The organism is Candidatus Azobacteroides pseudotrichonymphae genomovar. CFP2 (genome assembly GCF_000010645.1).
GTDB classification, from domain to species: domain Bacteria; phylum Bacteroidota; class Bacteroidia; order Bacteroidales; family Azobacteroidaceae; genus Azobacteroides; species Azobacteroides pseudotrichonymphae.
Genome location: NC_011565.1, coordinates 643,357 through 658,344, shown reverse-complemented (window position 1 = coordinate 658,344; position 14,988 = coordinate 643,357). Strand labels below are relative to the sequence as shown.

The window sequence follows — 14,988 nt, the reverse complement described above, 5'->3', positions numbered from 1 at the left end:
TTATTTCATGATTAATTCTATTATCAAAACAATTGATTTAGGTGATGGAAGGACAATTACCCTTGAAACCGGAAAATTAGCCAAACAAGCTGATGGAGCGATAGTATTGCGAATGAACAATACAATGATATTAGCAACTGTATGTGTAGCTAAAGATACAAACCCATGTGTAGATTTTCTACCTTTGCAAGTAGAGTACAAAGAAAAATTCTCTGCGTTTGGACGTTTCCCCGGCGGTTTTACAAAAAGAGAGGGACGTGCTTCCGATTATGAAATTTTAACCTGCCGCTTAATTGATAGGACTTTACGTCCCCTATTCCCTAGGGATTATCACTCAGAAGTTTTTGTCAACATTATCCTTTTTTCTTCAGATGGAGAAGATATTCCTGATGCTTTGGCAGGTTTAGCAGCATCCGCTGCATTGTCTGTCTCTACTATTCCTTTCAACGGACCTATCTCTGAAGTACGTGTGGCAAGAATAGACGGAAAATTTAAGATAAATCCCACTTTTGGAGAATTAGCAAAAGCTGATATGGATATTATGGTTGGTGCTACGGCAGATAATATTATGATGGTGGAAGGAGAAATGAATGAAGTTTCTGAAGAAGAAATGTTAGAAGCTATAAAAGCTGCACATGAAGCTATTAAACCTCAATGTAAAGCTCAAATTGAACTGGCAAGAATAGTAGGAACTACGATAAAAAATACATATTCTCACGAAGTAAATGACGAAGAATTACGTTCAGATATTAAAACCAAACTATACGATAAAGTGTATGCTGTTGCCAAATCAGGTCAATGCAAAAATAAACGTATTGAAGCATTTCAAACTATTATAGAGGAATACAAGAAGCAGTTTAAGGAAAAAGAATTGAGTGAAGAAAAAATCTTTTTGATAAAACGTTATTATTACGAAATAGAGAAAGAAGTAATGAGACGTTGTATTCTAGATGAAAATATCCGTATAGACGGTCGCAAAACTACTGAAATTCGCCCTATTTGGTCGGAAGTAAATCCAATAACAGGCCCTCACGGATCAGCTATTTTTACTCGTGGCGAAACGCAAGCTTTGGCAACCGTTACTTTGGGTACAAAACTTAACGAAAAAATCATTGATGATGTATTAATCAATGATAAAGAACGCTTTTTGCTACATTATAACTTTCCTCCTTTTGCAACAGGAGAAGCACGAGCTCAGAGAGGAATAGGCCGCCGTGAAATCGGTCATGGAAATTTAGCCCATCGAGCACTGAAACCAATAATTCCCAATAATTATCCATATGTTATCCGCGTTGTATCTGACATTTTAGAGTCCAATGGCTCGTCATCTATGGCAACTGTTTGTGCTGGAACACTTTCACTGATGGATGCAGGCGTACAAATCAAACGTCCAGTCTCGGGAATCGCTATGGGACTTATATTTGAAAAAGAAGGAAGTAAATATGCTATTTTATCAGATATTTTGGGTGACGAAGACCATTTGGGAGATATGGATTTTAAAGTGGCAGGAACAAAAAAAGGAATCACAGCTACTCAAATGGATATAAAAATCGATGGACTCTCATATGAGGTCCTTGAAAGAGCTTTATCTCAAGCTAAACAAGGTCGCGAATATATTCTTGATAAAATGCTTGAGACAATTCCTGAGCCTCGTACGGATTTAAAGCCACATACCCCAAAAATTGAAATAATAATTATTCCCAAAGAGTTTATCGGTTCTGTAATTGGCCCAGGAGGGAAAATCATACAAAGATTACAAGAAGAAACTGGAACTACAATAACTATTGAAGAAATTGAAAAAATGGGTCGTATAGAAATTTTCGGTGATAATAAGAAATCAATTGATGCAGCTTTAACTAGAATTAAAGGAATTGTTTCCGTCCCAGAAGTAGGGGAAATTTATGAAGGAAAAATTCGTTCTATTATGCCTTACGGAGCTTTCATTGAATTTCTTCCGGGCAAAGAGGGATTGCTACATATTTCTGAAATAAGCTGGAAACATTTAGAATCTATAGAAGAAGCAGGATTGAATGAAGGGGATTTTATTAAAATAAAATTAGTAGATATAGATTCTAAAACTGGGAAATTCAAACTCTCACATAAAATATTATTGCCTCATTCAGAAAAATATACCGCTATAAGACGAGAACAGCACGAAAAAATATAAAATCCAAAACAATAGCAAAGAAAAAGGTATTTTGTTTTTATGTTTTTAACCAATGCTCTCCGTTTCCTTTCTATTTCTGAATATTTTTCACTCCTTGTTACCATAAACTAAAAAAATCAACTATCTTTGCCACGAAAAATGCTACTGTCATGACAGACATCCCTCCTTTTAGTTTTAAATACCAAAACATATTTCCTTTGGGGAAAGATGACACTGAGTATTATTTACTAACTAAGGAAGGAGTTTCAACATCCTTTTTTGAGGGGAAAGAAATCTTAAAAATATCAAAAGAAGCTTTGACATTGCTGGCAAATCAATGTTTTCATGATTGTGCATTTTTTTTACGTCCCTCACATCAAAAACAAGTAGCAGCTATATTGAAAGATCCAGAAGCTAGTGAAAACGACAAATACGTAGCTTTGACTATGCTACGTAATTCTGAAGTCTCTGCCAAAGGAATCCTTCCTTTTTGTCAAGACACCGGTACGGCAACAATTGTGGCTAAAAAAGGACAACAAATATGGACAGGTGGAGGCGATGAAGAAGCCTTATCCAAAGGTATATACGAAACTTACACAGAAGAAAATCTTCGCTATTCTCAAAATGTACCCTTGGACATGTATAATGAAAAAAATACTGGATGTAATCTTCCTGCACAAATAGATATTCAATCGGTTGACGGGAATGAATATATTTTTCTATGTATCGCCAAGGGGGGAGGATCTTCTAATAAAACTTATCTATATCAAGAAACCAAAGCATTATTGAAACCTAAAACATTAGAAAATTTTCTAATAGAAAAAATGAAATTGTTAGGAACATCAGCTTGTCCGCCTTATCATATTACATTTATAGTTGGTGGAACATCTGCTGACTTTTGCTTAAAAACTGCCAAGTTGGCATCAGCCAAATATTATGATAAACTTCCAACCAAAGGGAATGAATATGGACAAGCTTTCCGTGATCTTGCTCTGGAAGAGCGAATACTAAAAGTATCTAAAGAAATCGGTGTGGGAGCCCAATTTGGGGGTAAATATTTTGCTCATGATATACGAATCATTCGTCTGTCAAGACACGGAGCTTCTTGCCCTATAGGAATGACTGTCTCTTGTTCAGCAGATCGTAATATCAAAGCAAAAATCAATAAAAACGGTGTATGGATTGAAAAATTAGAAGAACATCCTGCTCAATATATTCCCGAACAATATCGCAATATGGGTGAAGGGAATGTAGTGAAAATCAATCTCAATCGTCCGATGAAAGAAATTCTGGCAGATTTGACCAAATACCCAGTGGCCACTCGTCTGTCCTTAAATGGAACAGTCATTGTGGGACGAGATATTGCCCACGCTAAGCTAAAAGAACTCCTTAATAAAGGAGAAGATCTTCCAAGGTACATCAAAGAACATCCGATCTATTACGCCGGACCAGCAAAAACACCTAAAGGTATGATTTGTGGCTCAATGGGACCAACAACGGCAGGACGTATGGATCCATATGTAGATTTACTTCAATCGCACGGAGGAAGCATGATAATGTTGGCAAAAGGAAATCGTAGTCAACAAATAACTGATTCTTGTCAAAAGTATGGTGGATTTTATTTAGGAACTATTGGAGGCCCTGCAGCAATTTTAGCTCAAAACAATATCAAAAGTATTGAATGTTTAGCTTATCCGGAACTTGGAATGGAGGCCATTTGGAAAATTGAAGTACAAAATTTTCCTGCATTTATATTAGTTGATGACAAAGGCAACGATTTTTTCAAACAACCAAAATAAAAAAATCATTTTTCCTTCACATTTAAAATTTAATTATTTTTATCCTTCTGTTACTGGAGAATACATATATTTTGAAGCTTATGAAGTTAATAGAACGTGTTTTAATAAAAGATAAGTGGTTTAAATTGTTAATCCCTGAGGAAGATCTGATCGAAGGGATAGAGCGAGTGGCAAAACAAATCAATGAAGATCTAAAAGGTAAAACGCCTTTGTTTATTGGAATTCTAAATGGAGCATTTATGTTTGCTTCAGAATTGATAGGAAGATTCAATTCTCCATGTGAAGTTACTTTTATCCGATTAAAATCCTATGAAGGAATAGAGCGTGGAGAAAAAATGAAAGAAATACAAAGTTTAACAGAAAATATAGAGGATCGTCATATAGTAGTTATCGAAGATACTATAGATACGGGGCATACAATAAATTATCTGCTCAAGCTCTTAAGAAAAAAAAATCCAGCATCTATTAAAATAGCAACCTTGTTGTTTAAACCTAATGCTATTCAGTTCAACATAAATCCAGTTTATGTAGTGAAAGAAATATCCAATGAATTCGTCATTGGATTTGGAGCAGATTATGATGAACAAGGTAGAAACTATAGAAGCATATATCAAGTAGTAAATGAAAAATAAGAAATTTTAAGTACTTAATTACACTAAATTAAGGATGCGAGACAAATAAAATCAAGGGATGATAAAAAATGAACTTCTTTTTGATAAAACCAAAACAGAAATTGCTATTGATAATACAATAATTAAGATATGTAAATGTTTTGGAAAACCAGCTCCCTTTATTAGAAATAACGAAGGTTTATGTATAAAACACAAGGTAAAGCGTAGCACAAATATATTTTTTTATTCAAAAAAGCATCATAAATAAAACTTGAATGTGAAAATATACTTGATTTTTCTAAAATGATATGTAAGAATAAATACAGATTTCAATAAGCGTGTTTGTCGTATCATAAATGCGTGAAAATAGTAAACAGGTAAAAGAAATATTTGAAGAGATATCAAAAAAAAACCTACAAAAATTATAAATTCAACAATGTTAAATATTGGTATTTTTGGAGCACCCGGTTCTGGGAAAGGGACGCAAAGCGAGTTAATCAGCGAAAAATACAGCTTATATCCCATTTCTACAGGTGAAATTTTACGTCGCGAGATAAAAGATAAAACCGAATTGGGTAAAATAGCAGAAGAATATATTAATCAAGGGCAATTACTCCCTGACTATTTGACTATTAGAATTCTTGTTGATCTTTTTGATAAGGTAGATAACAATAAAGGATATATCTTTGATGGATTTCCGAGAACTATTTCTCAAGCTAAAGCATTGGATGACTTATTAAAAGAACAAAATACCTCTATTGCTATTGTTTTTAGTCTATCTGTAGACGAAAAGGAATTAATTCGCCGCTTGTTAAAAAGAGGGAAACTTTTTAGTAGAAAGGACGACAATTTAGAAACAATTCAAAATCGCTTGACTGTTTACAGGGAACAGACTGAATCTGTGCAAGAATATTACAGAAAAAAAGGGAAACTTATGGAAATTATAGGAAAAAATTCTGTAGAAGAAGTATTTGAGAATATAGTAGAAAAAATAGATAATCTTTTCCGCTAACAAAAAACAAATGACAAAATCCAATTTTGTAGATTACGCAAAAATTCATATACGTTCCGGCAAAGGTGGGAAAGGTTCTATTCATTTTCGACATGAAAAATATATTCCTTGGGGAGGTTCGGATGGAGGTAATGGAGGAAAGGGAGGTGATATCATTCTAAGAGGAAGTCGGAATTATTGGACCCTGTTACATCTAAAACACAAATATCATATTTTTGCAGATCATGGCAAAGCAGGTGAAGGAAAACTGAGGCATGGGAAAGATGGTCAAAATAAAACTATAGAGCTCCCTATTGGGACCGCAGTTTTTGATGGTACAACAGGAAAGTTTATCACTGATATTAAATATGATAAACAAGAAATTGTTTTGTTAAAAGGTGGGAGGGGAGGAAGAGGAAATAATTATTTTAAGTCAGCAGTTAATCAAACACCTAAACATTCCCAACCGGGAGAACCCTATGAAGAAAGACAAATTGTTTTTCAATTGAAATTATTAGCCGATGTAGGATTGGTAGGATTTCCCAATACAGGGAAATCAACTCTATTATCGATTGTTTCAGCAGCTAAACCTAAAATTGCTGATTATGCCTTCACTACTTTAGAGCCAAATCTAGGAGTCGTAAACGTACATAATTCGTATACATTTGTAATGGCTGATATACCTGGAATTGTAGAAGGAGCAAATGAAGGAAAAGGTTTAGGACTACGTTTCTTACGTCATATAGAAAGAAATTCTTTGTTACTTTTCATGATTCCTTCCGATGCAAATGATATTGCAAATGAATACAAAATCCTTTTAAATGAGCTTGCCTGCTATAATTCCGAATTATTGAATAAACAACGTATTTTGGCAATATCCAAATCTGATATGTTGGACACAAAATTGGAGGATGTAATTAAAAAAGAATTACCTACAGATATTCCTCACATTTTTATATCCTCTTTCACTCAGAAAGGCATTACTGTATTGAAAGATCTACTTTGGGAAAAATTAAGATTCCATGATATGAAAGAAATAAGCTAAGGCTAAAAAACGATTAGCCCCTTCTATAAGGGGAGTTTCTTTTCTTTACATTTGTTATTACTGGAAACAGTATAAAAATATTTATCCTATTTAAATAAAGATTCAGTTGTTCAATGTCATCATTTATTATAGAAGGCGGACATAAGCTTGCAGGAACAATAGTCCCGCAAGGATCAAAAAATGAAGCATTACAAGTTATTTGTGCTACTTTACTGACTTCTGAAAGGGTGACTATTCATAATATACCAGATATTATAGATATCAATAATCTAATCATTCTATTGAGAAAAATGGGTGTAAAAATAGAACATCCATTGTCTAAAACTTATATTTTTCAAGCAAATGATTTAAACTTAGATTATTTACAAACAAATGATTTTCTCGCAAAAAGTGCCTTTTTGCGAGGGTCAATAATGTTAGTAGGACCTTTGATCGCTCGTTTCGGATATGCAATTGTTCCCAAACCTGGAGGAGATAAGATAGGACGCCGTCGATTAGATACTCATTTTGCAGGTATGCAAAAATTAGGGGCAACATTTACATACGATACAAAGCGTTGTACTTATGAAGTAAAATCAAATGATAGTTTGCACGGTGAATACATATTGTTAGAAGAAGCATCTGTAACCGGTACAGCAAATATCTTAATGGCATCCGTACTAGCAGAAGGGAAGACAACTATCTACAACGCTGCTTGTGAACCATATCTTCAACAACTAACAAAAATGTTAATATCAATGGGGGCACAAATAAACGGATTAGCATCTAATTTACTTGTTATAGAGGGGACAAGATCACTACACGGATGTGAGCATACTGTTTTACCCGACATGATTGAAGTAGGAAGTTTTATTGGGATGGCAGCAATGACAGCGTCGGAATTACGCATTAAAAATGTTTCCTATAACAATTTAGGTGTTATCCCAGATGTTTTTCGAAAATTAGGTATCATTCTCAATAAAGAAGATGATGATATAATTGTTCCAGCACAAGAATCTTATACAGTGAATACATTTATCGACGGGTCTATCCTAATTGTTGTTGATGCCCCCTGGCCGGGATTAACTCCTGATTTGTTAAGCGTCTTCTTAGTTGTTGCTACGCAAGCAAATGGTAATGTTCTAATTCACCAAAAAATGTTCGAAAGTCGTTTGTTTTTTGTTGATAAATTAATTGACATGGGAGCACAAATTATTTTGTGCGACCCACATAGAGCAATCGTTATAGGTTCAGATAGAAAATACAATTTGCGTTCTACTACAATGACTTCTCCAGATATTCGAGCAGGTATAGCTATGTTGATCACAGCCTTGAACGCTCAAGGAATTAGTCAAATTTACAACATAGATCAAATTGATCGTGGATACGAAGCAATTGACAAACGATTGAATGCTCTTGGAGCAAAGATTATAAGAACATGATTAATTTCAATGAGTTAATCAAAGTAGGAAACTTCAATAAATCGCATGGAATTAAAGGCGAAATTTCTTTTGTTTTTACAAATAATTTTTTTTTTAAAGGTAAAAACTCTTTTCTTATCTGCGAAATGGAGGGCATCTTTATCCCTTTTAGGGTAGAATCATATCGTTCTATTTCTAATTCAACAGTATTAGTAAAATTGAAAAATATAAATACAATAGAGCAAACCAAACTTCTTACTTATCAAGAGGTTTTTCTCCCAAAAAAACAATCAGCAGAAAATACAAAATTAAATTATTTCTCATGGGATCATTATATTGGTTTCAATATAATAGACGAAAAAAATAGAGAAATAGGATCTATTACTGATATAGATAAATCTACCATCAATACTTTATTCATTGTTGAAAAAGAAAGTAAAGAGATCCTTATTCCTACTGCCAATGAAATGATCGTTACTATAGATGAAAAACGAAAAATAATCTATATGAAACTTCCAGTTGGCTTGTTGTAATAGGATTTTATACATTATTTATTATCTGTTCCCATATATTCATATTTTTTCGTAAAAACTAAAATTCTTTCCTAATGTTACTTCGTTCACCCAATCCTGATTTTCTAAATACCAACAGATGGTTTTTAGGACACCCCTTTCAAATTGCATATCTGGTTGCCAACCAAGTTCCATTGTAATTTTTGTAAAATCTAGGGCATAACGTTTGTCATGCCCTAGTCTATCTTCTGTAAAAGAAATTAAATTTTCATTTACCCATTCTAATGAATATTTCGAAGCAGGCAAATGCAAAACTTTTTGATACTGCACGTTTTCTTCTAACAAATTCTTTGTAGTAGAAATAATTAATTTGACAACATCTATATTTTTTCTCTCATTATTTCCACCAACATTGTATAGCTCTCCTCTCCTCCCTTTGTGTAATACCAAATCAATAGCTTTACAATGATCTTCTACATAAATCCAATCACGTACATTTTGACCCTTACCATAAATAGGCAATTGTCTACCTTCAAGAATATTATTAATAGCCAAAGGTATTAATTTCTCAGGGAATTGATAAGGTCCATAATTGTTAGAACAACGGGTAATATTCACAGGCATTTTATAAGTATCGCTATATGCTTTCACAAGCAAATCCGCAGCAGCCTTAGAGGCACTATAAGGGCTATGTGGACTCAATGGCGTAGTTTCAACAAAGCAACCGCTTTCGCCCAAACTGCCATATACTTCATCTGTTGATATTTGTAAATATTTTACAAAATTTTTATATGTTGGATAACCTTTTTCATTTTTCCCAATTGTCCAATATTTTTTAGTAATCTCTAATAAATTTTGTGTACCTAATACGTTAGTCTCAAAAAATACTCGCGGATGGATAATGCTCCTATCTACATGACTTTCCGCCGCAAAATTAATTACAAAATTAATGGGATACTTCTGAAAAATATCACTTACGACCTCTACATCTCCAATGCTACCCTTTATAAATGACAAACGATAATCTTCTAAATTTGCTTCAATTGTATTAAAATTACCTGCATAAGTCAAACTATCCAATACAACAATTTTAATATCTCTATATTTTTTTAAAAGATATTTTACAAAATTAGAACCTATAAATCCAGCACCACCGGTAACGAAATAAACATACACAAAATAAAATTATTTGTTCAAATTTTTAAAACCTACAAAAGTTATTCTTATAAAACCAATTCACTAATTAGTACAAAATATTTCAACTCTTTCCCAAAATACTTATATTCAATCATGAATGCAAGTATTCATAAGAATACTTGGATATTCAAATAAAACATAATACCTTAACTTTTTTATATAAAAAACAACTCACATTATCAATTGTCTTAACAAGTCTTGATCTAGCAAAACTGAATATTAAATTTTTCATTACTCTCATGTAAGCAAAGACAAAATATACTTACCATATTCCGTTCTACCCATTTTCTTCCCCAATTGTTGCAGTTTTTCATTATCTATCCAACCATTGCGCCATGCAATTTCTTCAATACAAGCAATATAAAACCCTTGCCGCTTCTGAATAGTTGCTACAAAGCAAGCAGCATCCAATAAACTATCTAAACTACCCATATCTAACCAAGCAAATCCTCGCCCAAAAAGAGAAATTTTTAATTTCTCTTCCACTAAAAAAAGACGATTTAGATCAGTTATCTCATATTCATCTCTTGTTGATGGCTTTATTTTTTTTGCCTTTTCAATGACTGAGTTGTCATAAAAATACAATCCGGGTACAACATAATTAGATTGCGGGCAAACAGGTTTTTCTTCAATAGACAGTACTTTTCCATCTAAATCAAAATTAATCACACTATAAGCCTTGGGATCCTTTACATAATAACCAAAGATGTAAGCACCCTCTATGTGCAATTGAACTCTATACAACATTTCAGAAAAACCTTGACCATAAAAAATATTGTCACCCAATATAAGACAAACAGAATCATCACCAATAAATTTTTCTCCCAAAACAAATGCCTGTACTAACCCATTAGGGACTTTTTGAACAATATAATCAAACTTCATACCTAAATCTTCTCCGTCCCCCAATAATTGCCGAAACATAGGCAAGTCACGCGGAGTAGAAATAACTAAGACTTCTTTTATTTTTGCCAACATCAAAGTAGACAAAGGATAATAAATCATAGGTTTATCATACACAGGCATAATTTGTTTAGATATTGATTTAGATAGGGGGAAAATCCGTGTAGCATTCCCACCTGCCAGAATAATACCTTTCATAATTGCACTTCGATTTCTCTTAACGAACTACCTAATCGATCTTTTTCAGATTGTTTCCACAATTCACATCTTTTGTCCCATAAAATATTCACATCTTTATCCCCGGCATACAATATTCTTTCAGCATCGGGACAATAAACATTATCTACTTTATAATTAATGGTAGCCCATTCACTTAACACCAAAAAACCATGAGCAAAACCTCTCGGAATAAAAAATTGTAGTTTGTTTTCAGCAGATAATTCTACTGTTTCATATTTTCCAAATGAATTAGAATCTTTTCGAAGATCCACAACTACATCTTGTATTGTTCCTTCCAATACATTTATTAACTTGGCCTGAGCTGCTTCCCCTTGCTGATAATGCATTCCTCGCAAAACACCACAAACAGAACAGGATTGACTTTCCTGAACAAAATCAATTGTTCCAACACGTCGTTCGAACTCTTCCTTCATATAAGTTTCCATAAAATAACCTCTCTCATCAAAAATCAATTTTGGCCTTATAAGCCATAGCCCCCAAATATGCTTTTGAATAAAATCCATAATAACAATCCTTACAAATTCCCTATATTGGAAAATACATATCTTCTCCAACAAGTTAATAAACTCAACTAGTCTAAAATAATTGAAACTAAAAGAAATATTGCAATAAATAAGTTTTCTTTCACTCTTTATTCAACTCTTTTTGTATATCCTCTTCATTAAATATTTCCATATTAGTAATTACAAAATCATGATCGATAAAACCACCATACTTGTTGCATTCTTCGACAGCACTACTTATAGTGGTTCGAATTACTTTGAAAGTAGATAATAACAACAACGTAAAATAATTACTCTTTATTTCCATTTTTTCCATTTCACCATAATGTTTATGAACGGAAAAATCCATTTCTTTTTCAATCAAGTTTCGCTGATAATTAGAAAAGGGAATCAAATCTTTAGATTTTAAAAAAGCAAAAAACCGAAACCTATCTCCTTTCCCTCCCAAACCCGTAGAAACGAAAATTTGTTCTTCATCAGAAAGTTCATTTTCAAGAATCATTCTCGCCTGTAATAAAGCCAATGATGCCCAATTACTCAATTCCTTTTGCGGACTCTGATTATATTTTTCCAATGCTCTAAATGCTTTAATATCTGCTGAAATGGAAAGAAAAACCATAGCATATCTTTTATTCTCCAAAGGGACTGCCTCCGAGTTCAATATTTTTATATACTCTTCAACAACTCCTTCCCTTCTACTACTTCTTACTATTTCAGCATAATTAAAAAATGCCTTTTGCTGTTCAATTGGAATAGTAGCCTCCAAAATATGTATATTCCCCTGCAAACCATTCAAAGATTGCTGAATTTCTTCAAAGACATTAATGTTATATTTTTTCATTTCTTCAGCAATTATTAACAAAATCGAATTTTGCACAAAAACACTTCTCTACAAATAACTAGAGTTAGATGATACATATCATCCTTTTTTGTACAATATCATTTCTATAGGCGCTCAAATTACATAAACAATTTCGAACTCTTAAGTAATTATGATATATTTTGTCTATTGCCAGTTCAACTCAATTTCGTTGAACAAAAAACAGAAATAGGACCAACAAAACTTCTTTTCAATATTTCCCTAATTTTCTCTTTTCTATACTTTTTATAAAACAAAAGTATTAACAATCTGAAAAATGCGATTTAGGCAACTGTCTACAATTGTATTGAGAAGCCATAACTTCTCCATAGGCACCAGCTGAACGAATAGCTATAATATCTCCTCTGTAAGTCTTCTTCAAAACTCTTTGTTTAGCAAAACAATCAGAAGACTCACATATTGGACCTACTACATCGTATACATCGGTAGCTTCTTCTAAACTTAAATTTTCAATAACATGATACGATTCATAGAAAGCAGGACGAATTAATTCAGTAAAGCCAGCATCCAAAATAACAAATCTTTTTACACTTCCTTCCTTAACATATAGCACTTTAGAAATCAAATTCCCACATTGTCCGACGATAGAACGACCTAATTCAAAATGAATTTGTTGATTGTTTAAAACAAAAAAATGCGTACGAAATACATTAAAATACTCTCGAAAACTCGGTATTGGATTTTCATCAGGATTTTCATAATCAATTCCTAACCCACCTCCAAAATTAATGTGTTTTAAAAAAATGCCTCGCTGTATAAACTTCTGCTGAAGTTCATTTACTTGGCTACAAAGTAATCGGAAAGGAGTCAAATCCATAATCTGCGAACCAATATGAAAATGTATACCAACTAATTGAATAGAAGACAACGTACTCAACATATCCAAAACTCTATCCAATTGATCCAAATTAATTCCAAACTTATTGTCCTTTATCCCAGTTGTAATATAATGATGTGTATGAGAATCTATTTCGGGATTGATACGTAAAGCAACTCTTGCTATTGTATTCTTCGCACAGGCCAAATGATTGATCACTACTAATTCGGGAATAGATTCCACATTAAAACAAAAAATATCCTTTTCCAACCCAAGATTGATTTCCCAATCTGTTTTTCCTACCCCCGCAAAAACAACTTTTTCAGCAGAAAATCCCTCATTGAGAACTGTTTCTATCTCACCTCCACTAACACAATCAGCACCTAATCCCATTTCACGAATAATGGAAAGTATTCGAGGATTTTTATTAGCCTTAACTGCATAGTGAATATGATAATCATACTTAGCAGCTTCCAGAACAACAACCTGCAGTGTTTTTCTTAAAAGTTCTATATCATAAAAATAAAACGGTGTTTGTAGATTCCTAAATTTTTCTATCGGAAAAGCTTGCATTATTCAATTACTTTAGACAATTGACAATCAAAAAGTTGACTTTCTTCACATTTTTTTGTTTTAGACGGGAATTCTTGAACTAATTGATAATTATGAGTAGCCATTATTACAGCTGTTCCATCACTACTAATATCTTGTAATAATCGAACAATCCTCCTACAAGATTCTCGATCTAAATTACCTGTCGGTTCATCCGCAAGAATTATTTCTGGAAAATTCAATAAAGCACGAGCAATCACAATTCGCTGCTGTTCGCCACCTGACAATTCATGAGGCATTTTATAACCCTTATCGGCCATTCCTACTTGAACTAAAGCTTCTTGAATACGATCATTGATTACTTTTTTATTCTTCCATCCTGTAACTTTCAGTACAAATTTTAGATTATCATTCACCGAGCGATCTATTAGTAATTGAAAATCTTGAAAAACAATTCCAATCCTTTTACGCAACATCGGAATTTGTTTTTTCTTAATCTTTATCAAATCGTAACCACAAATAAATGCTTTTCCACTACTAATAGAAAAATCACAATACAAGGTCTTTAGGAAAGAACTTTTACCTGAACCTACTTTACCAATTATATAAAGAAATTCTCCTCTTTGTTGCTCAAAATTTACATTGTGAAGAATAACATTTCCCCCATGATTGATCTCAACATCTTCATAATGAATCAATACTTTATCCATATTCAAATTATTTCCCATTGCGTCGCTCTTTTAATTCTCTCGCCAAATTCTCAATTCGCAATCCCTTACTTATTAATAAAACAATAAGATGGTATACCAAATCAGAAGCTTCGTACATGAGACCTTCACTTGTTCCATTAGTCGCTTCAACTACTGTTTCCACTGCTTCTTCCCCCACTTTCTGTGACATACGATTGATACCACTATTAAAAAGCGAAGTAGTATAAGATCCTTCAGGCATTTCTAAACGACGACGTTCAATAAAGTCTTGCAATGTTTTCAAAAATAGAATATCCTCTTCATTTTTTTCTCCAAAACAAGTATCATTTCCTGTATGACAAACTGCACCTGTGGGAATAACTTTTATCAACAAAGTATCATTATCACAATCCGATTTTATACTGACCACTTGCAAAATATTTCCACTAGTCTCACCTTTCATCCAAAGACAATTCTTAGTACGACTAAAAAAAGTCACTTTATTTGTTTCTACTGTTTGCTGATAAGCATCTTCATTCATAAAACCAAGCATCAATACCTTACTTGTTTCATTGTCTTGTATAATAACTGGAACTAATCCACCCAGTTTTTCAAAGTTTAGTTTCATAATACTTTTACTTCTTAATTTTAGCCTTCCCTTTTCAAGTTCTATAAAAAGTAGTAAACCTCACAAATACAAATA

The 14,988-nt window shown here is 32.9% G+C and carries 14 protein-coding genes; 7 read left to right on the top strand and 7 right to left on the bottom strand.

All coding sequences use genetic code 11. From position 1 onward, the window contains the following. Positions 1 to 7 precede the first annotated feature (7 nt). From CFPG_RS02695 to rimM, 7 genes are all read left to right on the top strand, one after another. The gene (locus CFPG_RS02695) at positions 8 to 2,167 is read left to right on the top strand and encodes a polyribonucleotide nucleotidyltransferase (RefSeq protein ID WP_012573493.1); all 2,160 of its coding nucleotides are present in this window, start codon (positions 8 to 10) and stop codon (positions 2,165 to 2,167) included. Between the two features lie 149 nt (positions 2,168 to 2,316). Next, the gene (locus CFPG_RS02690; protein ID WP_012573492.1) at positions 2,317 to 3,945 is read left to right on the top strand and encodes a fumarate hydratase; all 1,629 of its coding nucleotides are present in this window, start codon (positions 2,317 to 2,319) and stop codon (positions 3,943 to 3,945) included. A gap of 80 nt (positions 3,946 to 4,025) precedes the next feature. Then, the gene (locus CFPG_RS02685) at positions 4,026 to 4,577 is read left to right on the top strand and encodes a phosphoribosyltransferase (RefSeq protein WP_012573491.1); all 552 of its coding nucleotides are present in this window, start codon (positions 4,026 to 4,028) and stop codon (positions 4,575 to 4,577) included. 415 nt (positions 4,578 to 4,992) lie between these two features. Then, complete coding sequence (locus tag CFPG_RS02675) at positions 4,993 to 5,568, top strand: adenylate kinase (protein ID WP_012573490.1); 576 nt, start codon at positions 4,993 to 4,995, stop codon at positions 5,566 to 5,568. Between the two features lie 10 nt (positions 5,569 to 5,578). Further along, on the top strand, positions 5,579 to 6,592 hold the full coding sequence (gene obgE / locus CFPG_RS02670) for a GTPase ObgE (protein WP_012573489.1): 1,014 nt from the start codon (positions 5,579 to 5,581) through the stop codon (positions 6,590 to 6,592). Positions 6,593 to 6,705: 113 nt separating this feature from the next. Next, positions 6,706 to 8,013 carry a UDP-N-acetylglucosamine 1-carboxyvinyltransferase gene (murA, locus tag CFPG_RS02665; protein WP_012573488.1) on the top strand — a complete coding sequence of 436 codons (1,308 nt, stop codon included), beginning with the start codon at positions 6,706 to 6,708 and terminating at the stop codon, positions 8,011 to 8,013. Next, entirely contained in the window at positions 8,010 to 8,525 is a 516-nt protein-coding gene (gene rimM / locus CFPG_RS02660; RefSeq protein ID WP_012573487.1) for a ribosome maturation factor RimM, read from the top strand. Before murA ends, rimM begins: the two co-directional genes overlap by 4 nt. A gap of 39 nt (positions 8,526 to 8,564) precedes the next feature. Here rimM and rfbB read toward each other — a convergent pair whose 3' ends face one another. The 7 genes from rfbB to hisIE all read right to left on the bottom strand — a co-directional run bounded on the left by rfbB (position 8,565) and on the right by hisIE (position 14,958). Continuing rightward, on the bottom strand, positions 8,565 to 9,680 hold the full coding sequence (rfbB, locus tag CFPG_RS02655) for a dTDP-glucose 4,6-dehydratase (protein WP_012573486.1): 1,116 nt from the start codon (positions 9,678 to 9,680) through the stop codon (positions 8,565 to 8,567). A 258-nt stretch (positions 9,681 to 9,938) separates the two neighbouring features. Next, entirely contained in the window at positions 9,939 to 10,802 is an 864-nt protein-coding gene (gene rfbA / locus CFPG_RS02650; protein ID WP_012573485.1) for a glucose-1-phosphate thymidylyltransferase RfbA, read from the bottom strand. Beyond that, positions 10,799 to 11,347, bottom strand: a complete 549-nt coding sequence (rfbC, locus tag CFPG_RS02645; protein WP_012573484.1) for a dTDP-4-dehydrorhamnose 3,5-epimerase — start codon at positions 11,345 to 11,347, stop codon at positions 10,799 to 10,801. The genes rfbA and rfbC overlap by 4 nt, the downstream gene beginning before the upstream one ends. 121 nt (positions 11,348 to 11,468) lie before the next feature. After that, on the bottom strand, positions 11,469 to 12,224 hold the full coding sequence (locus CFPG_RS02640) for a hypothetical protein (RefSeq protein WP_041572400.1): 756 nt from the start codon (positions 12,222 to 12,224) through the stop codon (positions 11,469 to 11,471). Between the two features lie 244 nt (positions 12,225 to 12,468). Then, positions 12,469 to 13,617 (bottom strand): diaminopimelate decarboxylase, encoded by a 1,149-nt coding sequence (gene lysA, locus CFPG_RS02635; RefSeq protein ID WP_012573482.1) that lies wholly within the window; start codon positions 13,615 to 13,617, stop codon positions 12,469 to 12,471. After that, a complete protein-coding gene (locus CFPG_RS02630; protein WP_012573481.1) occupies positions 13,617 to 14,324 on the bottom strand; it encodes a cell division ATP-binding protein FtsE in 708 nt (235 codons plus the stop codon). The genes lysA and CFPG_RS02630 overlap by 1 nt, the downstream gene beginning before the upstream one ends. Then, a complete protein-coding gene (gene hisIE, locus CFPG_RS02625) occupies positions 14,314 to 14,958 on the bottom strand; it encodes a bifunctional phosphoribosyl-AMP cyclohydrolase/phosphoribosyl-ATP diphosphatase HisIE (RefSeq protein ID WP_265348057.1) in 645 nt (214 codons plus the stop codon). The genes CFPG_RS02630 and hisIE overlap by 11 nt, the downstream gene beginning before the upstream one ends. Positions 14,959 to 14,988 lie beyond the last annotated feature (30 nt).